This is a genomic window from Caballeronia sp. SEWSISQ10-4 2, from assembly GCF_030464885.1.
Classification (GTDB): Bacteria; Pseudomonadota; Gammaproteobacteria; order Burkholderiales; family Burkholderiaceae; genus Caballeronia.
This window is the reverse complement of record NZ_JALPRJ010000011.1, coordinates 45,532-65,753: the sequence shown is the minus strand read 5'-3', so window position 1 is coordinate 65,753 and position 20,222 is coordinate 45,532. Positions and strand designations below refer to the sequence as shown.

The window sequence follows — 20,222 nt, the reverse complement described above, 5'->3', positions numbered from 1 at the left end:
TGGGAAGCTGGCAGCCCGCTTTCCGGAACGCCGCGCCCGACCTGAACATATGACCAGGCAGCGCTCGCTAAGTCACGCTTAAGGTGATTTTTGAAGGCCTCTGGTGATTCTGATTCAGAGAACGTAGCAAGACTGCGACCTGGCAAGACCAGAGCGGTCTGGGAGAGCGGCTCGGTTACGAACGCAGCACGTTCCAGAAAGGCAGCCAGATGTCGGAAAACGAGCGCACGCGATCCGTGGGTATCGGGTCCTCTTCTTGCTGATCGCCGTGAGTCTCCTGCGCGATGTCCTCAGGTTCCGCCGATGCAACCTCGGCCTGCCTGGACGCGTGTAGCGCAAGCGCACTATCGGCGATGCGGCAAGCAAGCTCGTCGTCACAACCATGGCCCAGCAACACCCCGCGGACCACGTCGCGGTTATACCCTTGCGTGGCAAAGCGCATCGCCAACGCGACCGTGCTGGCGTATTCCGCCTCCTCTGCCGCGCGAGCCGCAGCCTCGCGTTCTGCCTGCTCCTGTTCCTCGCGCCGCCGCTGCTCCTCCTGCCGCTTCATTTCCTCAGCAAAAACGGAGTCGTAGACTTGCCTTTGCGCGGGGTCGGACAGAATGGCGTAAGCATTTCGAATGTCGAGGAATGCGGCGCGCGCGGCATGCTCCTGACCGACATTGCGGTCCGGATGCCAACGCATGACCGCTTTCCTGTAAGCCCGCTTTATCTCTTCGGCCGTCGCATGTTCCGAGACGGACAAGGTGTCATATAAGGTTGTCATCGCGATACCTCAAACTTATCCGTGAAGCATCCTAGCACGGGAAAAAAGACATTTTTATAGCGTGGCATGATCTAAGCGCGCGGCGCATGGACCAATCCTGCAAGCAATAAAGCACTCCGAATGCGGCGTCTGCTCGTCAACACAAGAGGCGACGCTCCTGTAACATAAACGCATGAATACGCGAAATGGTTAATGGAATGCACAACAAATCTTTGGAAGAAAAGCTTCGTTTGCACGCATACCATCTATGGGAAGCGGACGGTCGTCCAGAAGGACGTTCTACCGAGTATTGGGAGAAAGCGCGCGCCTTGCTCGGGCAAGAGGCTGCAGCGGCCGCGCCGGTTGTGCCGGTTACGTCGCCCGATGAGGCTGCCGACGCGAGCGCTATTATCAAGCAATCCGCGAAGAAGCCGGTCAAGGCAAAGTCAAAGGTGACGCCTCCCGGCGAGGAGAGCGTCAAAACATCAAAGACCAAGGCCAAGCCCAAGGACGACTCGAAGGTCGCGCGCAAGGCGGCGGCTAAGACAGCGGCCAAACCCAAGGCTGCCGATACCGCTCCCAAAAAGCCAAAGGCCGCCGCTAAGACGGCCAAGCCGAAAGCCACCGCCGAGGCTGCGGAAAAACCCGGTAAAAAACCGGCCGTTGAAAAAGCTCCGGCCAAGCCGGCGTCTAAAGCAGCGCCCAAGGTTTCGAAGACCCCGAAGAAGTAGCAATAGGGCGCTCTGTTTTTGTGGAGTAAGCATGCGAAGATTTTTCGCGGTTGTCTTGTTGGCCGCTGCAGCAAGCGCCGCCATTCCATCGGTAGCTGACGCACGGCCCCGGATGGAATGCCGGCGCGTCTGGGTCCACGGGCATTATGTGCGGCGCTGCCGTCCGTTGCCGCCGCCGAGACACCATCATCATCATCGTCCGCCGCACCATCGGCCGCCTCCTCACCGATATTAAATAACGCGCTCCGAACCCGTCGTTTCGCCAATCTGCATCGGTATCCTGCACGTTCACAAACGAGGGTTAACCGTCATCGGTCTCGTGTCATTGAATAACTCGGCGAAGAGCGGCAACACCTGCATTCCCTCTATTTGAATACGCCGCAAGCTGAGCGAATCGATGCCCAAGCATTCAACGCGCTAGGGGTAAAGCTTGGTCGTTTGTCATGGAATGAAACAAAGTGTATTAAGCCCTGCGCGCCTTAAATATTGTGGCGCTATTAGCCGCTTCCGAAATCAGAGAGCACATGGCATAGTGCGGGCAACCACTCTTAAGGAAACCATAATGCCGACTCTGGAACAGATTCAAGCCAAGCTGAAAAAGCTGCAGGCGCAAGCGGAAGCAATGATCGCGAAGCGGGCACAATCCGTCCTCAACGACATCCGCAAACTTATGGATGAGCATGGACTGACTACCACTGACATCGACGCTCACTCATCCACAAAGAAGCCCCGCGGCCGACCGGCGGGCACAACATCCAAAGCCAAGTCCAAGTCCAAGGAAAAAGCAGCGGCTAACGGGAAGCTGGCCGCCAAGTATCGCAATCCCAAAACCGGTGCCACGTGGAGCGGCTGGGCCCGGCCGCCGCTGTGGATCAAAGACGTTAAGGACCGCACGAAATTCTTGATCGCTGGTCACAGCGAAAGCAATGCTGCTGAAGCAAGCGCGACAAAACCTGCAAGCAAGAAAGCAGCAAAGAAAGTTTCCGGCAAGAAAGTAGCAGTGAAAACGCTAAGTGCAAAAGCGCCGGCCAAGAAGGCAGCCGCCAAGAAAGCGACGGTGGCGAATGCGCCTGCGAGGAAGATCGCAGCCAAGAAAACAACGACAAAACGCGTGTCGGTGAAGAAGGCTTCCGCCACGAAGAAATCCGCAACCTGAGCAAGCAAGACGAACTCTGCGGCTAATCAGGATTCAGGCGAGCGCGCATTGGCCGTATCGGCTACACCTGCCGTTTAATGGATAGCGAGAGCGCCCTTCATCGATGAACGAGGGGCGCGCCAATCCTGGCGAAATGATTTTTGCCCGAAGTCACTCGGCCACGATGGGCTTGGAAAATTTGACCGAGCTTATGACGACCGCGGTAAAGCTTTACCGGAGAACGCTGCGTTCGGTATTAGATCAACCGGGCGATGCGCAAGGGCCATTCGCCGGATAGTGGTTACTGACAAACTATCCGGGAAGTCGAACGCGCCAGACATTAGTAGTCGTTCAGCAAGCCACTCGGGACCTTGTTCTTAGCCCCGGCCACCGCCGTGCCCGCCACCGCTAGCGTGTCCGCCGCCACCCTGCTGCCACTGCCCGCCGCCACCGCCGCCGTGCCATCCGCCGCCACCATGATGGCCGCCTCCGTTCCCGTGGTCCCAACCATGCCAGTAGCCGCCGTGGTTGAAGTAATGTCCACCGCCCCATCCTCCGCCAACGTAAATGCCGCCGCCGTAGACAGACGGATATCCGTAATAGTAGGGCGCCGCGTAGCCGGTTTCGTAGGGGTCTGGATATCCGTAGCCCGGGGCAACGGCACAGCCGCCTAAACACGCAACAAGTGCGAATAATGCAATTGGCTTAAGCATGTGATCATCTCCCGCGCTTCTTAAGTAGGAGCCGAACAACTTTGCTTAGTTCAAGCGCAATTGTGTCTCTGGATTACACAGCGAAGCGCGTGGAGGAAGAAATATATCGTCGGCTAAATCCAGACACGGCTAAGGCTTCGCTTCTCTCCGCTATGCACAAGACAGTGTTTCCTTAAGCGATGCCGATACCTCAGCCGAAAGAAACTTTCGCAGCGTCCCGTACACGCTGGCACGGCTTTGCCCTACTGCCCATTCTTGACAACGCCCTTTGCGCTATTCGGCGCCATCGCGCCCATGTCGGCGCTATTTTCCATCCCTTGGTATTGCATATTGGCCGGCATGGAATTCGTCCGGGTGGCAACTGGGTCGCCCCAATGAGTCATTCCTGACGTGGCCGCGCCGTGAGCATTACCGCCGCCCGAGCCGCCATTCCCGTTGCCGCCACCTTGCGCGAATACCGCCGCCGAAGCGCACAGGGACGCGAGCGACGCGCCCACCAGAATCACCTTCCGCATTGCCTTTTTCATGGTTTTTCTCCAGTAGCCGCGAGTGCGAGGTTGCGTCGCGTCAAGGCTATATACGGCGTTGACGCGACGCTGGATGCACGGCAAAACGAATTGAAGAAATCCCACGCTTAGTGAATGTGGCGATGGTGGATATCGGGAAAATGTCCATGCGTATGCGTCATGGGCAGATGTCGATGCGGATGGGTGTGCGGCTCGTCTCCATCCCACTTGAAATCATGCGTGTGCTGGTGGTGCTCGTCGTGGCGGTGCCGGTGATTGTGGTCCATCAACACGTGCGTGTGCGCGTGCTCGTGCCGCTCACGAATATGCAGCCACACGCCCAGCACCATCAACGCGGCGGCTACCCAAAACAAAACACCCGGCATATCCGGCCACAGGATCAGCGAGAGCGTCACGCCGAATAGCGGCGCCACTGAAAAATACGCGCCCGTGCGCGCGGTGCCGAGGTTGCGCAACGCGACGACGAACAAAACCAGACTTACACCGTATCCGGCCAGACCGGTGAACATGGCCGCCGCCGTCTTGCCGAAACCGGGAAGATGCGCGCCGAGCAGAAGGGCAATGCCCAGATTCACCGATCCGGCGATCAACCCCTTCAGACAGGCAATGACCATTGCGTCATTTGTCGACACTTTGCGCGTCAGGTTGTTATCGATCGCCCAGCACACACACGCCGCGGCAACCAGCAACGCGCCAGCGGATACGCCGGACGCGCCCGGCTGCCATGACAGCGCAACGCCGCCCGCGACTATCGCCACCATGCCGAGAAAAATCTGCACGTCCACATTCTCACGAAACACGACCCACGCGATGACCGCCGTAAACACGCCCTCGAGGTTCAGTAACAGCGAACTCGTCGCGGCTGGCGTGGTGCTCAGGCCGAACATCAGCAGAACCGGGCCGGCGACACCCCCGGCGGCTATTGCGCCCAACAACCAGGGCACTTCAGCCAACTGAATCCGGCTCTCGTTAGCGCGCTCTTTTTCGGAGCGCCTGATGCGCTGGAACGCGATTGCAACGGCCAGGCCAACACCACTGCCCAGGTAGAACAAACCCGCGACCATGAAGGGCGACATCGTGCCAAGAAGCGTCTTGGCTAACGGCGTCGTCGCACCAAAGAGGGCGGCAGCGAGAAGTGCCGTGAACGCAGCGTTGTAGCGGACGGACATGGATGTTCCTGGCTCGGGAATCAACACCGATTTTAGAGAAGGTTTCGGCGCTGCGCCCGTAGCGTTCTGCTACGCGATAACGCCGTGTGCACGTGCAACCCAAACGCCGTCGAATACATCAGATCTTTGTGTCATTTTGCCAGTTTTAATCGACAGGCTACGCCTTGGCAGCATGGCCTGTCGTTAAGACGACCCGGTAGACGTTATTGCTTTTCCATCGTCACGATGGTCATCGTGCCGGCCACGTTCTCCACGCGCACCCTCACTTTGTCTCCTTGGTGAGCTTGCTTGAGCATGGCCGCGTCACGGGCTTTGAACGCCATGGTCATGGCCGGCATACCGACGTTTTCCAACGCGCCGTGCTTGAGCGTAACCATGCCTGACGCCGGATCGACCTTCCTGATCTCAGCATCGGTCAAGGCAGCTTTGGATGACGCTGCCAGACTCGTTGCGCCGGGTCCCATCTTCATGCCGGCCATATCGTCAGCAACAGCGGACTGGGATACCGCGAACGCGGCACCCATAACCAACGCGATATAAGTCAGTTTGTTCATTTCATTTCTCCAGAGTGAGTAGAGGGCACGTGAGCGCCAAGGGGACCATCGAATTCGCTACGCGCTTGCGCGCTGCGCCGCACTTGGCGACGCTTGAGCAACAACCACGCAGCGGGGATGACAAACATGGACAACAGCGGCGCGGTGACCATGCCGCCGACCATCGGAGCCGCAATACGCTGCATCACTTCCGACCCGGCGCCGTGGCCGAGCATGATGGGGATGAGACCCGCGAGGACCACGGCGACGGTCATCGCTTTCGGCCGCACGCGCAACACAGCGCCTTCGCGGATGGCGTCGAAGAGAAGCGCCTCGGTCAACACATTGCCCGCGTCGAGCCGATGGTCGAGCGCGCGTTTGAGGTACAGCAACATCACCACGCCGAACTCGGCCGCCACGCCGGCGAGCGCGATGAACCCGACTGCCGTTGCCACCGATACAGCGTGCCCCAGCCCCCAGATCAGCCAGAACCCGCCGACCAGTGCGAACGGAACAGTCGACATCAGCAGCAGTGCATCGGCGGCCGAATTGAAGGTCAGGAACAGCAGCACGAAGATGATCACGAGTGTGACCGGGATCACTGTGCGAAGCTTCGCCGACGCACGTTCCAGGTACTCGAACTGACCCGACCACGCGATGGAATACCCCGGCGGAAGAATCACTTTCTCCGCGACTGCCCGTTGCATCGCCGTCACTGCCGACTGCAGGTCCGTGTCTCGGATATCGACGTACACATAGCCCGCCAGCCGTGCATTCTCGCTGCGAATCATCGGCGGTCCATCGGCGATCCTTAGGGTTGCGACGTCGCCAAGCATGATCTGCGCGCCCCGCTCCGTGACAACAGGCAAGCGCCGCAGGTTCTCAAGCGAGTCGCGAACCTCACGCGGGTAACGGACGTTGATGGGAAAGCGCTGACGCCCATCGATGACCTCGCCTACGTTCTCCCCGCCCACCGCCGATGAAACAACCGACTGGATGTCTGCAATAGCGAGTCCGTACCTTGCGGCTTTAAGCCGGTCGATATCGACATCGATATAACGGCCGCCGTTCAAACGCTCGGCAAGCGCGGAGGAGACGCCCGGCACCGTCTTGACCACGGCCTCCACTTGCGTCGCGATGGTATCGATGACACCCAAATCGCTGCCCGATATCTTCACGCCGACCGGTGTCTTGATGCCCGTCGACAGCATGTCCAGACGGTTGCGTATCGGCGGCACCCATACGTTCGATAAACCCGGCACCTTCACCGTCCGATCCAGTTCATCGACCAGCTTTTCCGGCGTCATGCCGGGCCGCCACTGACTGCGCGGCTTGAACTGAATCGTGGTCTCGAACATCTCCAGAGGTGCGGGGTCGGTCGCGGTATCGGCTCTCCCGGACTTGCCGAATACAGTCGCTACTTCAGGCACCGTCTTGATCAACCGGTCGGTCTGCTGCAACAACTCGGACGCCTTCTCCGCCGAGATGCCCGGCAGCGCGGTCGGCATGTAGAGAAGATCGCCTTCATCGAGAGGCGGCAAAAATTCTCCGCCCAGCCGCGACAACGGGATCAGCGTGAGCACAAGCGCAATGACCGCAATACCAATCGCTGCCCACGGTCTGCGCAACGTTGCTTCAAGCAATGGCCGGTATAACCGGATCAGCACGCGGTTGATCGGGTTCGCGTTCTCATGCGGAATGCGGCCGCGGACCAAATAGCCCATCAGCACCGGCACCAGCGTGACCGACAACAACGCCGCGGCTGCGATCGTGTAGGTCTTGGTGAACGCTAACGGCGAGAACAATTTACCCTCTTGCCCTTCGAGCGAGAACACGGGGATAAACGACATCGTGATGATGAGCAGCGAGAAGAACAGCGCAGGCCCGACCTCGGCCGCCGACGCCGCTATGAGATCCCATCGTTGAGATGCTGTAATCGGCCGACCCGGATTCGCGTGATCAAAAGCTTCCAGATGCTTATGCGCATTTTCGATCATCACGATGGCCGCGTCGATCATCGCGCCGATCGCAATCGCGATGCCACCAAGCGACATCAGGTTCGCATTGACGCCCTGATAGCGCATCACAATGAACGCTGCGAGCACACCAAGCGGCAGCGACAGGATCGCAACAAAAGCGCTTCTCAGATGAAACAAAAAGAGCGCGCAGACCAGCCCGACGATGACAAACTCCTCGATAAGTTTGTCTCTCAGATTGTCGACAGCACGTTCGATCAACTTCGATCTATCGTAGGTGGTAACGACTTCCACGCCGGCCGGCAGCGACTTCTTCAGCGTATCGAGTTTCGCTTTCACGGCTTCGATTGTCGTGAGCGCATTCTTGCCTGAGCGCATCACGATCACGCCACCGGCCACCTCGCCTTCGCCGTTCAGCTCGGCAATGCCACGTCGCATCTCGGGTCCGATCTGGACACGTGCAACATCGCCGAGCAACACGGGCGTCCCCGCGTCGTTGGTGCGCAAGACAACGCTGCGGAAGTCATCGAGTGAACGCAGATAACCCGACGAACGAACCATGTAATCCGACTCGGCCAGCTCGACAACAGAACCGCCCGATTCCTGATTCGCTTTCTTGAGCGCGTCGGTCACGGTCGATTGCGTGATGCCGTAGGCGCGAAGCTTGTCGGGGTCAAGAACGACCTGATATTGACGCACCATTCCGCCGATAGACGCCACTTCCGACACATCCGGAACAGCCTTCAGTTCGAACTTGAGAAACCAGTCGTTGAGCGTGCGAAGCTGACCGAGATCGTGCTTACCGGTGCGATCGACGAGCGCGTATTCATAGACCCAGCCGACGCCGGTTGCATCGGGACCGAGCGAGACGGCCGCGCCCTGAGGGAGCCGGCTCTGCACCTGATTCAAGTACTCGAGCGCGCGTGAACGGGCCCAGTACTGGTCGGTCTTGTCGTCGAAGAGGACGTAGACAAATGCGTCGCCGAACGATGAATACGCCCGGATGGTTTTAGCACCCGGCACACCGAGAAGCGTCGTAGTCAGCGGATACGTCACCTGGTCTTCAACAACTTGCGGCGCTTTTCCCGGATACGACGCCTTGATGATGACCTGCGTATCCGAAAGATCGGGAAGCGCATCAAGCGGCGTTTGCGTCACCGAATAAACGCCCCAGCCTGTGACCAGGACGGTCGCGAGCAAGACCAGGAAACGGTTCAGAATAGACCAGCGAATGAGTCGCGCGATCATTTGTCGCCTCCTGCTGGCTCGACCTTCGTCAGCTCATAACCGTCGTCCGATTGCTTGAACGCGAAGTGCACCGTTTCACCGGCCTTTACATCGGAGAACGCGGCCGCGGAAGGCTTGCTGAACGCCATGGTCATTGCATCCCAGCCCAAGGCAGGCACCGGTTGATGCGAGAAGGTAATGTCGTGGCTTGTGACGGCTTCCACCTTGCCCGTCGTCTCATAGGTTTGAGCAGCGGCGGCCGCGCCGCTAGCCAGTCCCGACTCAAGCCTTGGAAGGACGGACTTGAGGCTCGCTTCAGAGTCGATCAGGAACTGGCCGGAAGCGACAACCTGCACGCCTTCGCTTAAGCCGCTTAGCACTTCGGTATCGCTGCCCGAGTCGTTGCCGGTCGCCACGGTGACAGGCTGGAGTCGTCCATCGGCTTGCTTGACGATAACGATCGAGCGCTTGCCCGTCGTGATCACCGCTTCAGACGGCACGACCAGCCGCGACGCAGTCGCCACGCCGCCAATGCGCGCACGCATGAGCATGCCGGGCGTGAGCAACAGATCCTTGTTATCGATGGAAAGACGCGCTTGCAAGGTACGGCTGCCGGTACTGATTCCCGGCAGGATTTCGCGGATGTGGCCAGTGAAGTGCTGCGTGGCATCTGCTGCAAACACGGCATCGACGCTCATGCCGGCTTTGACTTGCAACGCGAGTGCCTCGGGCACTTCGACCACGAGCCATAACGGGTTCAGGCCCGCGACTTTCGCGAGTGTCTGGCCCGGCGACACCATCGCGCCATCGCGGACGTTCAGCTCGGTGATCACGCCAGCCGATGGTGCCGATAGCGTGACGTGCGTCTGCGCCTTGCCGGTGCGCTCGAGGTTCGCAACAATGCCATCCGGTATTGACAATGCTCGCATGCGTTGGCGGGAGGCGGCGAGCATGGTGTCGTCCATGCCGCTGCGCTTGAGCGCCAGATATTCCTCTTGAGGCGCGAGCCAGTCCGGCACAAACAGCGACGCAATCGGCGCACCCTTGGCGACACGTTGCATCGGTGCGTTGGCATACAAGCGGTCGATATAACCCGTCACGCGCGACTGAACCACGTCGGCGAGCGACTCATCGAACTGCGTCGTGCCGATAGCCTCGAAGCCGGTTGCCACGTCGACGCGGCGTGCGGTCGCGTATCGAATGCCGAGGTTTTGCTGGAGACCCGGATCGATCTTGATACCCGTTGCACCACTTCCACTTTCGTCCGCGAATACGGGTTCCAGTTGCATGTCCATGAAGGGCGACTTGCCGGGTTTATCGAAGTGCTGGTTCGGCTTCATTGGGTCGTGCCAATAAAGCACTTTGCGACCATCCACTTTTTCGCCGCCTGGCGATGCTGTCGCCGTAGTCGTTGTTGCATCGGCGCGGTGGGTTCCGGCCACGTATCCCAAGGCAAGCAACGCTGCCGCCGCGAGGACAGCGAGACTCATGTGTTTCTTGTTCATCGTTTTCTCACTGTCAGTAGGTCATGGAAGGCGGCACGACCTGGTACTCGAGTTGAGCCCAGGTGAGCGATACGTCGCGTTGGAGATCGAGCACCTGCAATCGCGCATCGAGCACGGCGCGCCTGGCGGCGAAGGTGTCCGCCAGCGATCCGGTGCCGGCTCTATAAGCCGCGGTCGATAGCTGCAAGCGCTGGTCTGCTGCCGGCACGAGCGATGCGGTCAGGTTGGCGATGCGTTCGCGCCCACTGGTCAATGTCGCGGACAAGTTGCGGATATCGGCATCGACCTGCCGCTGCGCGTCTTCGTACATCAAACGCGCCTTGGTGCCCAACTCGGCTTTTTCGGCGGTATCGCGGTCTTGCCGGTCTCGTCTGTTCAGCGGAATGGGAATGCTGACGCCGACCGACACCATGTTCGAGTACTGACCGCCCCGCTGCTGGTACGCGACTTCCCAGGTCCAGTTCGGGCTGCGGTTGCTTTGGGCGACTGCGGTGCCGGCATCGGCAACGGCTATTTCCGACGAGGCATTGATCAGCGCAGGCTCGACACGCCGAAGCTCCTCGGGCGGCAGCGATGCAACCACGGAGTGCGGCGCGGGCGGCTCGCCCGAGACATCGGCAACGGGTGCTGCCGTCCATCGCGACAAGCCGATAAGCGCCGTCTGAAGCGATTGCTGCGCCTTGAGCAATTGATCCCGCGTCTGCGCGAGCATGAGCTGCGCTTGAGTCACATCGACGGCACTGGCTTTAGCGCTCCGATAAGACGCCTGCGTCGCCGACAACTCGTGCGCCATGTGATCGACCAGTTCCTGCTGCAGCAAAAGCGCCTTCTTGGCGTAAGCCGCGGTGAGCCACGCGGTTGCAGTCTGCTCACGCACATTGACTAGCTGAGCGAGATAACCGGAGCGTTCGCGGTCCACTTCCTGATTAGCCAACTCGGTACGCAGACGCCGTTTTTCCGGCGACACCCATTCCTGTTCGATGCCGATACGCCGCATCGTCATGAAATCCTGGCCGATGGTGAACGCCTGCGAACCATTAATGGGCAGGTTATCCACGCCGGCTTTGAGCATCGGGTCGGGTAACTGCCCCGCTCGAACAGCGGCCTGCGAGCTTGCGCGAACAGACGACTGCGCCGCCTGCATGGAAGCGGAGCGGTCGGTCGCGGATAACAGAGCGGCGTCCAGCGTCAGAGCGCTTTCCTGCGCCTTAACTGCTGCGCCGCCGCCAAGCAGGAATAGAAGTACGGCAAGCGCGGGCGCACGCGTGTATCCGCGCCGGGATACCGGCGCGGTAATAGATGAATGCATTTCTCAACCCCAAACGGTCGATTCCATAGGGAATCACGTCCTGGATGCAGGACGACCTCACCGCTAAAGCGGCGAACCTGTGGCGAAGGGAGTTAGAGCGTGCGAGGGGGTTTCCACAAGCCGTCAGGCTCGCGGACAAACAGCGACTGGATGTAGTGAAAGAACATCGGCCGATAGGCGCCGGCAGTCCGGGTGATGCCGGGTGCGGACACCGGAATGGTCATGCAACCCATCTGGCATTGCACGGTCATCTTGCACAACGAGTCCTTCGACTTGCCGTCCTGACCGGGCGTTGTTGCCATCGATTCGCAGCCGGGCATGGACTCGGACATCGCGCTACCGGAGTCCGCTGTCATGGACTGCATGGGACATTGTCCGGCCGAGCCGCTAGCTGCCAGCCCCGCAAGGGGCAGCACCGCGCAAAGCCACAAGACGAACAAGGTACGCAGGATTTTCACGACGGCAAGTATAGCTCAGCGCTTAATTCTGCATATAGCCCTAAGTTCCCGGCCTAAGCGCTTAGGCGTTGAATACCGGTTTAGCGGCGGAAGCGGTGACCGCGTCTTGCGGTTTTTGCGAGCACGCTTAGCCGCGCGGCGAAGCGCGCCTTCCGCTTTGTTCCACGCTTTGTTCCACGCTTTGTTCCAATTAAGCTTGACGTCGGGACGAGCCGAATAGTGCGTCGCGATTGTGTCCGCTAGCGCTCCAGGTCCGGGGTCGGCGGAAGGATCGAGCTGGGCGCCAAAAGCGGGTAGCGCCAGCTTTCTATGGCGTGAGCACGGACCGCGCATGGAGATCCGGCTGCATGACGGGCGGTCGGGGCAGGCGGTTGGCTTTGCTTGAGGGGGTGCGCGCTGAAAGCGAAAACCGCCTCACGCACACTCCCGGTCACGCTCCTGATGACGCGCACGAACCGCATGCTGATAGACTTTTGCACGCTCAGCCGCGACCAATTCACGCTTGTCTTTCAAGGTTGCGCTCTTGAACCTCGGATCACCCAAGGTGGTGGGCGTCGGGACTCGCTGCCTGGTCCTGTTGATGATCGACGAACTGGGGAAACCCATGTTCCTCCAGATCAAGGAGGCACGGCCATCGGTGATCGAACAGTATTTCGATGCCGAGAGACTGGACCATGCCGGCGAACGTGTGGTACGCGGCCAGCGGGTGATGCAGGCAGCCAGCGACATCTTCCTTGGCTGGGCGACCGGACCCTCGGGACGCCATTTCTATTTCCGGCAACTGCGGGACATGAAGCTGTCGGCAAACATTGAATTTTTCGATATCGACGTACTGGAGGGCTACGCCCGGCTGTGCGGCTGGATACTGGCGCGCGCTCATGCAAAAGCGAGCGGCAAGGCTATCGAGATCAGTTCCTATCTGGGCCAGGGTACTCAGTTTGCCGAAGCGCTGGTCGCCTATTCGAAGGACTACGCGGAACAGGTCGAACGCGATTTCGACCTGTTCACTCAAGCCGTCCGGACAGGCCGGTTAGTCGCGCGGACTGACGAGGATATGGTCGCAGACTTCCACGTTTGATCGCCCGGCAAGTCCGATACCAACCCGTACTTTAAGGACGCTTGATGCACATTCGCTCATGCACATACGGTCGCCGCGGCTGGCTTCAACTAGTCGCTTGTACTGTATTCCTAAGCTATACCGCGGGTTCTTATGCTGCGAACCTCGGCTTTCTGATGAACACGCCGATCAGTTATATGAAAGAGCGCGATTTGCAGCAGCTCAATGGTGCTGCGCGAACGGCTCTGGAATCGAAACAGGACAGCGAGGCGCTTGACTGGAACAACGACGGGACCGGAAATCCCGTTCACGTTGCGGGCACGATAACGCCCCCAGATACAAAGAAGGATGGTGACTGGAGTTGCCGGACACTTGCCATTGTCGCTAAGGCGAAAGGTTAGACGCAGACATGGTCGCCGACCGCATGCAAGGACGGCGGCCCGAATAGCAAATGGCAACTGCTTAAGCAGTGAAGCTCGGCGCGCCAAGAGCATCGCGCGCGGCAACGGCAACTAGACCGCGGATTTGAACCGCGCACGCAAGCAAAAGAGTGAGCGCAGATGACATCGATTTTTAAAATCTTTGACCTACACTAAATGCGTGTCTGAAGGACCTTTTTACAAGCGAAATCCATCGTGCAAAAGGCGACGTGTTAGCTGCACTGCAGCATGGATTTGCAGAGGTAAACCGCCCAAATCCACGGCATGGCGCGTTCATGCTGGGTGGGCGGGTGAGGCCTGCTGACGACGTCGGTAGAACCTATAAACCGTAAGCTAAAACTCCAACAGGATCGTATATAAAAAGGCGAAACATCTCGTTTGACGCAATGTCAGTTAGAGCAGTCTGGCCAATTCGTATTGAAACCGTTAGGCAAACTTGGATAGCACATCATGCGATTACAACAACGTCTCGCTGCGGAAATGTTTGGCACGTTCTGGCTAGTTCTTGGCGGTTGTGGAAGTGCGGTTCTCGCAGCTAAATTTCCTGGTACCGGAATTGGATTTGCAGGCGTCGCGCTCGCGTTCGGATTGACAGTCCTGACCATGGCCTACGCGCTTGGACATATATCGGGTTGCCATCTGAATCCGGCGGTCAGCGTGGGCCTTACCGTCGCGGGCCGCTTTCCTGTCAAAGACCTGGTGCCCTATATCGTGGCGCAGGTCATTGGCGCGATCATTGGCGCATTCGTGCTTTATCTCATCGCTTCGGGCGTGCCTGGATTCGACGCAGCCGCCAGTGGATTTGCCTCCAACGGATACGGCGCGCGTTCACCCGGCGGTTATTCGATGACAGCCGCCCTGATCTGCGAAGTCGTGATGACGTTCTTCTTCCTGATGGTCATTCTCGGTACAACCGATGGACGCGCCATCTCAGGTTTCGCGCCGCTCGCCATCGGCCTTTGCCTGACGCTGATTCACCTGATATCGATCCCGGTGACCAATACGTCGGTGAATCCCGCACGCTCGACCGGCCCGGCGCTTTTCGCCGGTGGCGCGGCGCTCGGACAACTCTGGCTTTTCTGGGTGGCGCCGATCATTGGCGCGGCTATTGCCGGCGCTTTGTATCCGCGCCTCTTTCCGGACAAGGTCGAGGCGATTGCCCCGGCCCCTCTTGCCATCGATGCCCCCTGAGCGCGTGGGCGCCCCGCAGCGCCCTCACCGCGTCTGCCGCACAAAAAACGAATGGCCCGCCTAGGCGGGCCATTCGGTCATGCTATCAAGCCGTGCTGTAACGAATTACAGCGGCTGGATGTTCGATGCTTGCAGACCCTTCGGGCCTTGCTTCGCTTCGTAGCTTACTTTCTGGTTTTCCTGCAGTGTCTTGAAGCCTTCCGAGCGGATCTCAGAGAAATGCGCGAAAAGGTCATCACCGCCGCCGTCCGGCGTAATGAATCCAAAGCCCTTCGCATCATTAAACCACTTCACAATACCTGTTGCCATTTGCTGATTTTCCTAGAAGAGACGTAATTCCGTTTTGGTAGCGCCACCAGCCGTCAATCGGCCAAGCGTTGCTGCCTCCTTTTACCACGCGAAAATGACAGTCGGCAATTGGATTCTGCCCGATGTTTCCAAAACAGAGCTCCAAAAACCTGCGCGTACATGGTGCAGAGACGCTTGACGTTCACCGTGCGGAAGCACAGATAATAAATAAAACATTTGGTAAGACAAAGAAAAAAATCTATTTTTAGCAAGCATTGAGGGTCCTGAGAGCGCCAGATCGATGAAAAAAGTGCTGGATATCGACATTTGCAGCGCCGTTATTGTCTCGGAAGCGCTATCTGGTACGGCCGATGCGGCATGCAGTTCGACTGCGCCGACGACAGGAACAAACGTGGTTTGCACCGGAGCTGGCATTCTTCCGGTCGCGGCGGTGGCCGGTTCGAGCGCAGTCAGCATCGGAATCGATTCCACGGTCGCCGCCGCCCTGTCCCGCTCGAGCGCGCCGGTTGCATTCAGCGTCGTGCGCGCGAGCACCATCGCGAATAGCGGCGGTTGACGTTCACCGGCGGCGGCGGGTCCGGAACCAACCGCGGCGCCGTCCTGCTCGGCACGGGCGATGCAAACCAGCTGACGAATGCATCGACGGGAAAAATCACCACGACCGGCGCCTACAACGACGGTTTGGCCGCCAACGGCAGCGGCAATACCCTGGTCAATAACGGCACCATCGCCACATCCGGGCCGAACGCCTACGGCATGTCGGCGGCCTGGGGGCAGACAAATGTAGGGCAGTTGAACAATACGCTGACGAATACCGGCTCCGTTTCCACGTCGGCAAGCAACGCCCGCGCGGCGTCGATCATCGGCGGCAGCGGGACGATCAACAACAGCGGGAGTTTATCGACGTCAGGGGCGAGCAGCCCCACGGCCTACCTGCAGGGCAACAACGACACGCTGATCAACACCGGCACCATCACCGCAACCGGCACGGATTCGGACGCGGTCTTCTCGAATACTGCGGGCTCCAGTTTTGCGGCAACTATCGAAAATCGTGCCGGGGGCCAGGTTTTCAGTCAAAACGCGGCGGCCGTCAGAACCCTGAACGGTGCCAGCACGGTCATCAACGCCGGTCTTTTGCAATCGGGCGGCGGCACGGCAGTTTCCATGGGCAACGGCGCCAACACGTTGATTCTTCAGACGGGCTCGCAAATCATCGGGGCCGCTGACGGCGGTGGCGGCCCGGGCTTAAGTACGGTGATTCTCCAGGGAACCGGTACTGCATCGAATCCGTTCAGCCGATTCAAGACTTTGCGCCTGTCCGGCAACGCCTGGACATTCAGCGGCACGGGCGACTTCAATCTCGCGGAAGTACAGACCGGCACGCTGAACCTGACCGGCCTGTTCGCGCCGACGACGTTCGCCTTGGTCGATGCCGCCGGCACGCTTTAGGCGACCGCGCAAAACATGCCGTCCACGGTCACCGATAACGGGCTGGTGCGGTTTGCACAATCCACCGATGGCAGCTACACCGGCACCCTTTCAGGCGCTGGCGCCGTGGAGAAAGACGGCGCCGGCACGCTCACGCTCGCCCCGGCTGCCGCTGGCGGCAATACCTACTCCGGCGGAACGACGGTCAAAGCGGGTACGTTGGCTATCGCAGCCGATAGCGCGCTCGGTGCGCCGACGGGCGGCCTCACGCTCGATGGCGGTACGCTCAGCCTCAACAACGCACTGGATCTGGCGGCAACGCGTTCCATCGTGCTTGGTGTGGCGGGCGGTGTTATCGATACACAGACCTTCGATACAACCGTGGCGCAAGGCATCTCAGGTGCGGGTTCACTGACCAAGCTCGGCACCGGGCAACTGCTGCTGCAAGCGCCCACAACCTTCACCGGCGGGACGACGGTCAGCGCGGGTACGCTCGCGGTTGGTGATATATCACATTTCAGCGCGACGCTCGGCGGCGGCGGCCCCGTTTCGGCGGCGGCCCCGTTTCGGTGGCGGCCCGTTTCGGTGGCGGCCGGAGCGAATCTTGGCAGGTATGGAAGCGTAGTCGGCGATGTGACGAACAACGGCACTATTTTTGCGGCTAACGCGCTTCCGGGCTTCGCATCGTCTGCATCCGGGACATTTAACGTGCAAGGCCAGCTCACCAATAACGGACTCGCCCAGATCGCCGGGACGGGCGTGGGCAATCGGCTTGTGGTCGCGGGGAATTACGTCGGGCAGAACGCCAGGGTCGCGCTCAATACGGTTGTCGGCGCCGATAATTCCGCGTCGGACCGGCTCGTTATCAGCGGTGGCAATGCCAGTGGGTCCAGCACGTTGCTGGTGACAAACGTTGGTGGCACGGGGGCTACGACCGCCGCCGATGGCATACAGGTGGTGCAAGCGACGAATGGCGCGACCACCGCCGTTGGCTCGTTTTCGCTCCCTGCGTCCATCGAGGCAGGGGCGTATTCGTACTATCTCGCCAAAGGCGGCGTGACGGCCGGGACGAGCGAAAGCTGGTATCTGCGCAATACGGTGGCTGCGGCGCCCGCGGTCGCGCCGACACCACCCAGCGCTCCAGCGGGTCCGACAACGCCCGGGACGCCAGTTGGAACAGCGCCTGGGGCGCCGACGGGTACTTCACCGGGCACGCCTAGCGGCACGTCGCCCGGCGTGCCCACGTCTCCGGGCACACCGCCCGAGACAGGGGCTAATACTTAATACCGGCCCGATTGCCGCCGCCGGTTCTCCGCCCTTGCCCGCGCCGCCGCCGGCCGGTTCCGCGCCGATTCCCCTTTACCGCCCGGAAGTGGCGCTTTACGCCGCCATTCCAATGGTCGTCAGGCAAATCGGCATCGAACAAATCGATAACTTCCACGACCGTCAAGGCGACCAGTCATTGCTCACCGGGACAGGTGCGCTGCCGGTCGCGTGGGGACGCGTCTGGGGCGGACATTCGGTGACGAGCCAGGACGGCGCCGCCAATCCCGAGTTCGATGGCTCGATCTTCGGCGTGCAAATCGGCCATGACCTCTACTCGGATACGACTGCATCGGGTCATCGAAACCACTACGGATTGTTCCTTGGCTTCGCCCGGGCGGTCGGCGATGTCAATGGTTTTGCGCTGGGTTTCCCCAACGTCGATGTCGGCCATCTGGCGGTGAACTCCTATAGCCTTGGGGGATACTGGACGCATGTCGGCCCGTCGGGCTGGTACACGGACGCGGTGCTGATGGGGTCGTCCATCACGGTGGACCCGTTATCGCGTCAGGGAACCGGAGCGGGGACGCATGGCACGGCGGTGACGGGCTCCATCGAGGGCGGCTTTCCTATCGCGCTTGGCGCAGCATGGGTCGTCGAGCCGCAAGCGCAAATCATCTGGCAGAACCTGTCCCTCAACGACTTCAACGATGGCGTGTCCTCTGTGTCGTTCGACAACGGCAACACCTACATCGGCCGCTTAGACGTGAGGGCGCAACGCACGTTCAGCGGTGCGGGAATGACCTGGCGACCGTACGCGCGCGTCAGCATCCTGCGGGCATTCGGCGAGAGTGGCAGCACAACCTTCGGTGGAACAACCGTGATCCCGGGCAGTATCGGACAGACGGCGGGGCAATTGAATGTGGGGCTGGTTGCCCAGGTCACGCGCTCAGGCAGTGCGTTCATCACGGCGAGCTATCTGACGAATCTGGGCGGATCCCGTCAACGGACGATAGGCGGCAATGCGGGCGTTCGATGGAAGTGGTAAATGAGCCTTAGTGAGCCTTAGTGAGCCTTAGCGCTTTCGGCCACTTGTGGCCACGCGATCTAACCTCACCTGACGCCGGAAGGCCGGCGTCAGGCTCGATGCTCAAGACACGATTACTTCGATGCAGCCGTGACCGGCGTGCCGGTGAAGTGCAAACCATCGAGGTGCTTGGCAGCGTCATCCGGCGACTCCAGCGACGGGACGATGCGTCCCACCAGAAGGCCAAGGCCGACGCTGGTTTTCACGTATTTCGTCTCGCCGGCATCAAGATGGAACGACACCGACTTCTCGGTTTCCGTGGAGGTGGATACGACGTACTGGCCTGCGGGTTCATCGACGAAGAAAAATCCGCCGGGTTGCGACTTGCCGACCACTTGATCATTCAACTTGATTTCCGGCTGGATCGCTGCGCCGAACATTGAACCCGAGCGATAGAAATACACACGGCCTTGTGCTTCCTTCATGGTCGGAATGCTTGACGCGACGTCTTTGTATTCCGGTCCGCTCGCGCACCCTGACGCGGTGACGGCGACGAATGCACAAACTGCCAAGGCGCGAAAAAGCTTAGTCATTGATACCCTCGATTGTTATTGGTTGAGATGGTGCCAAAGGCGAAAAGCGAGATTCACCGGGCAAATAGAAGCCCACCACTGCGTTCTGGCTAACCACCAGATAGGCCTCGTGAACCTGGCGGCCTTCTATGGTCAGCACAGTACCGACAGGTTGCAGGACCAACCCTTGAGGAACCTGTCCCACCGGTCGCCAGAGAGAGCCGCTTGCCAGCCGTCGTGAATAACCCGTCGACAGCTTCAACACGACGTTTTGCGCGAGCCGCATGCGCGGTTGCGTCGAGGTGAGCGGCGAGAGTTGTGCACTCTGAACCGGTATCGATGGAGCGCAAGCGGATAAAGCGAGTGCAGCCGCCAAAGCGGCTGCCGGGACGTGAGATCTGAACAAGGTGTCGGATTCCTTTTATTGTTGCCGGCGACGGTTTATCGGCAAGGAATCCGCAGACTTTAGGTTAATAGACTGAAGAAATGGAGCGTCAGGGTCTTGCTCGACCATACGGTCGAGCAAGACCCCGCGAGGTTGCGCGTTTGTTATTGCTGAGCGCGTTTCGGGGCGTTGCAGTCGGGCGTGCCGTTACTCTTGAGAAGCGGTGTAATGCCCTGGCTTTCTGCGATCAGATAACGGCAGCCTGTTTCGTGATCCGTTTCCACCTGGAGGTTGATGTCCTCGGTGGTCTCGCGAGTGAACCGCGAAGAGTAGGCATTGGCGGGCGGCTTCGGTTCAGCGTTCTGAGCATGTGCGCTGTATCCAACCAACGTTGCCAGCAATACGAGTAGCCACTTCATTCTTTGCACTCCGTGAGTCTTAGCGATAAAGCACCCTAGTGTACGAGTGAATCGGGAATGGTAAAGCGCCGGGGCGTTTCGGCACCGACGCCTGGAGGGG

Annotated in this window: 21 protein-coding genes and 1 pseudogene; 8 read left to right on the top strand and 14 right to left on the bottom strand. The window is 59.8% G+C overall.

The features are described from left to right. Positions 1–175 precede the first annotated feature (175 nt). Positions 176–769, bottom strand: a complete 594-nt coding sequence (locus tag M0D69_RS09860) for a J domain-containing protein (protein ID WP_301781840.1) — start codon at positions 767–769, stop codon at positions 176–178. Positions 770–966: 197 nt separating this feature from the next. Between M0D69_RS09860 and M0D69_RS09855 the strand changes: the two genes are divergently transcribed. Next, entirely contained in the window at positions 967–1,479 is a 513-nt protein-coding gene (locus M0D69_RS09855) for a DUF2934 domain-containing protein (protein WP_301781839.1), read from the top strand. Positions 1,480–2,041: 562 nt separating this feature from the next. Beyond that, positions 2,042–2,635, top strand: a complete 594-nt coding sequence (locus M0D69_RS09850; RefSeq protein ID WP_301781838.1) for an H-NS histone family protein — start codon at positions 2,042–2,044, stop codon at positions 2,633–2,635. A gap of 319 nt (positions 2,636–2,954) precedes the next feature. Here the strand turns inward: M0D69_RS09850 and M0D69_RS43715 are convergent, their stop codons facing one another. From M0D69_RS43715 to M0D69_RS09810, 8 genes are all read right to left on the bottom strand, one after another. Then, positions 2,955–3,158: a hypothetical protein gene (locus M0D69_RS43715; protein WP_367619698.1), complete on the bottom strand. Its 204-nt coding sequence runs from the start codon at positions 3,156–3,158 to the stop codon at positions 2,955–2,957. A gap of 411 nt (positions 3,159–3,569) precedes the next feature. Continuing rightward, positions 3,570–3,854, bottom strand: coding sequence for a hypothetical protein (locus M0D69_RS09840; protein WP_301781836.1), 285 nt, complete (start codon positions 3,852–3,854; stop codon positions 3,570–3,572). A gap of 107 nt (positions 3,855–3,961) precedes the next feature. Continuing rightward, positions 3,962–5,023, bottom strand: a complete 1,062-nt coding sequence (locus tag M0D69_RS09835; protein ID WP_301781835.1) for a DMT family transporter — start codon at positions 5,021–5,023, stop codon at positions 3,962–3,964. A gap of 203 nt (positions 5,024–5,226) precedes the next feature. Next, complete coding sequence (locus M0D69_RS09830) at positions 5,227–5,577, bottom strand: copper-binding protein (protein WP_301781834.1); 351 nt, start codon at positions 5,575–5,577, stop codon at positions 5,227–5,229. Continuing rightward, positions 5,574–8,780, bottom strand: coding sequence for an efflux RND transporter permease subunit (locus M0D69_RS09825; RefSeq protein WP_301781833.1), 3,207 nt, complete (start codon positions 8,778–8,780; stop codon positions 5,574–5,576). The genes M0D69_RS09830 and M0D69_RS09825 overlap by 4 nt, the downstream gene beginning before the upstream one ends. After that, positions 8,777–10,264, bottom strand: coding sequence for an efflux RND transporter periplasmic adaptor subunit (locus tag M0D69_RS09820; RefSeq protein WP_301781832.1), 1,488 nt, complete (start codon positions 10,262–10,264; stop codon positions 8,777–8,779). Before M0D69_RS09820 ends, M0D69_RS09825 begins: the two co-directional genes overlap by 4 nt. A gap of 13 nt (positions 10,265–10,277) precedes the next feature. Then, positions 10,278–11,573 (bottom strand): TolC family protein, encoded by a 1,296-nt coding sequence (locus M0D69_RS09815; protein WP_301781831.1) that lies wholly within the window; start codon positions 11,571–11,573, stop codon positions 10,278–10,280. A gap of 92 nt (positions 11,574–11,665) precedes the next feature. After that, positions 11,666–11,938 (bottom strand): hypothetical protein, encoded by a 273-nt coding sequence (locus M0D69_RS09810; protein WP_301781830.1) that lies wholly within the window; start codon positions 11,936–11,938, stop codon positions 11,666–11,668. A gap of 646 nt (positions 11,939–12,584) precedes the next feature. Here M0D69_RS09810 and M0D69_RS09805 point away from each other — a divergent pair. The 3 genes and pseudogenes from M0D69_RS09805 to aqpZ form a co-directional block, all read left to right on the top strand. Continuing rightward, a pseudogene (locus M0D69_RS09805) lies at positions 12,585–13,109 on the top strand (DUF2252 family protein); the annotation flags it as partial. A gap of 155 nt (positions 13,110–13,264) precedes the next feature. Beyond that, on the top strand, positions 13,265–13,489 hold the full coding sequence (locus M0D69_RS09800; RefSeq protein ID WP_301781829.1) for a hypothetical protein: 225 nt from the start codon (positions 13,265–13,267) through the stop codon (positions 13,487–13,489). Positions 13,490–13,978: 489 nt separating this feature from the next. Continuing rightward, complete coding sequence (gene aqpZ, locus M0D69_RS09795) at positions 13,979–14,719, top strand: aquaporin Z (RefSeq protein WP_301781828.1); 741 nt, start codon at positions 13,979–13,981, stop codon at positions 14,717–14,719. A gap of 105 nt (positions 14,720–14,824) precedes the next feature. Here aqpZ and M0D69_RS09790 read toward each other — a convergent pair whose 3' ends face one another. Both M0D69_RS09790 and M0D69_RS09785 read right to left on the bottom strand, forming a co-directional pair. Beyond that, positions 14,825–15,028, bottom strand: coding sequence for a cold-shock protein (locus tag M0D69_RS09790; RefSeq protein WP_031362205.1), 204 nt, complete (start codon positions 15,026–15,028; stop codon positions 14,825–14,827). 81 nt (positions 15,029–15,109) lie between these two features. Then, a complete protein-coding gene (locus M0D69_RS09785; protein ID WP_301781827.1) occupies positions 15,110–15,565 on the bottom strand; it encodes a hypothetical protein in 456 nt (151 codons plus the stop codon). A 15-nt stretch (positions 15,566–15,580) separates the two neighbouring features. On the opposite strand from M0D69_RS09785, the gene M0D69_RS09780 reads away from it, so the two are divergent. From M0D69_RS09780 to M0D69_RS09770, 3 genes are read left to right on the top strand one after another with little or no spacing between them, the layout of a single operon-like run. Next, entirely contained in the window at positions 15,581–16,477 is an 897-nt protein-coding gene (locus M0D69_RS09780; protein ID WP_301781826.1) for a hypothetical protein, read from the top strand. Between the two features lie 15 nt (positions 16,478–16,492). Next, entirely contained in the window at positions 16,493–17,740 is a 1,248-nt protein-coding gene (locus tag M0D69_RS09775) for an autotransporter-associated beta strand repeat-containing protein (RefSeq protein ID WP_301781825.1), read from the top strand. A gap of 34 nt (positions 17,741–17,774) precedes the next feature. Then, positions 17,775–18,767, top strand: a complete 993-nt coding sequence (locus M0D69_RS09770; protein WP_301781824.1) for an autotransporter outer membrane beta-barrel domain-containing protein — start codon at positions 17,775–17,777, stop codon at positions 18,765–18,767. Between the two features lie 113 nt (positions 18,768–18,880). Here the strand turns inward: M0D69_RS09770 and M0D69_RS09765 are convergent, their stop codons facing one another. The 3 genes from M0D69_RS09765 to M0D69_RS09755 all read right to left on the bottom strand — a co-directional run bounded on the left by M0D69_RS09765 (position 18,881) and on the right by M0D69_RS09755 (position 20,122). Continuing rightward, on the bottom strand, positions 18,881–19,339 hold the full coding sequence (locus tag M0D69_RS09765; RefSeq protein WP_301781823.1) for a DUF2846 domain-containing protein: 459 nt from the start codon (positions 19,337–19,339) through the stop codon (positions 18,881–18,883). Next, on the bottom strand, positions 19,332–19,724 hold the full coding sequence (locus M0D69_RS09760) for a hypothetical protein (protein ID WP_301781822.1): 393 nt from the start codon (positions 19,722–19,724) through the stop codon (positions 19,332–19,334). Before M0D69_RS09760 ends, M0D69_RS09765 begins: the two co-directional genes overlap by 8 nt. A 143-nt stretch (positions 19,725–19,867) precedes the next feature. Beyond that, positions 19,868–20,122: a DUF6440 family protein gene (locus tag M0D69_RS09755; protein ID WP_301781821.1), complete on the bottom strand. Its 255-nt coding sequence runs from the start codon at positions 20,120–20,122 to the stop codon at positions 19,868–19,870. Positions 20,123–20,222 lie beyond the last annotated feature (100 nt).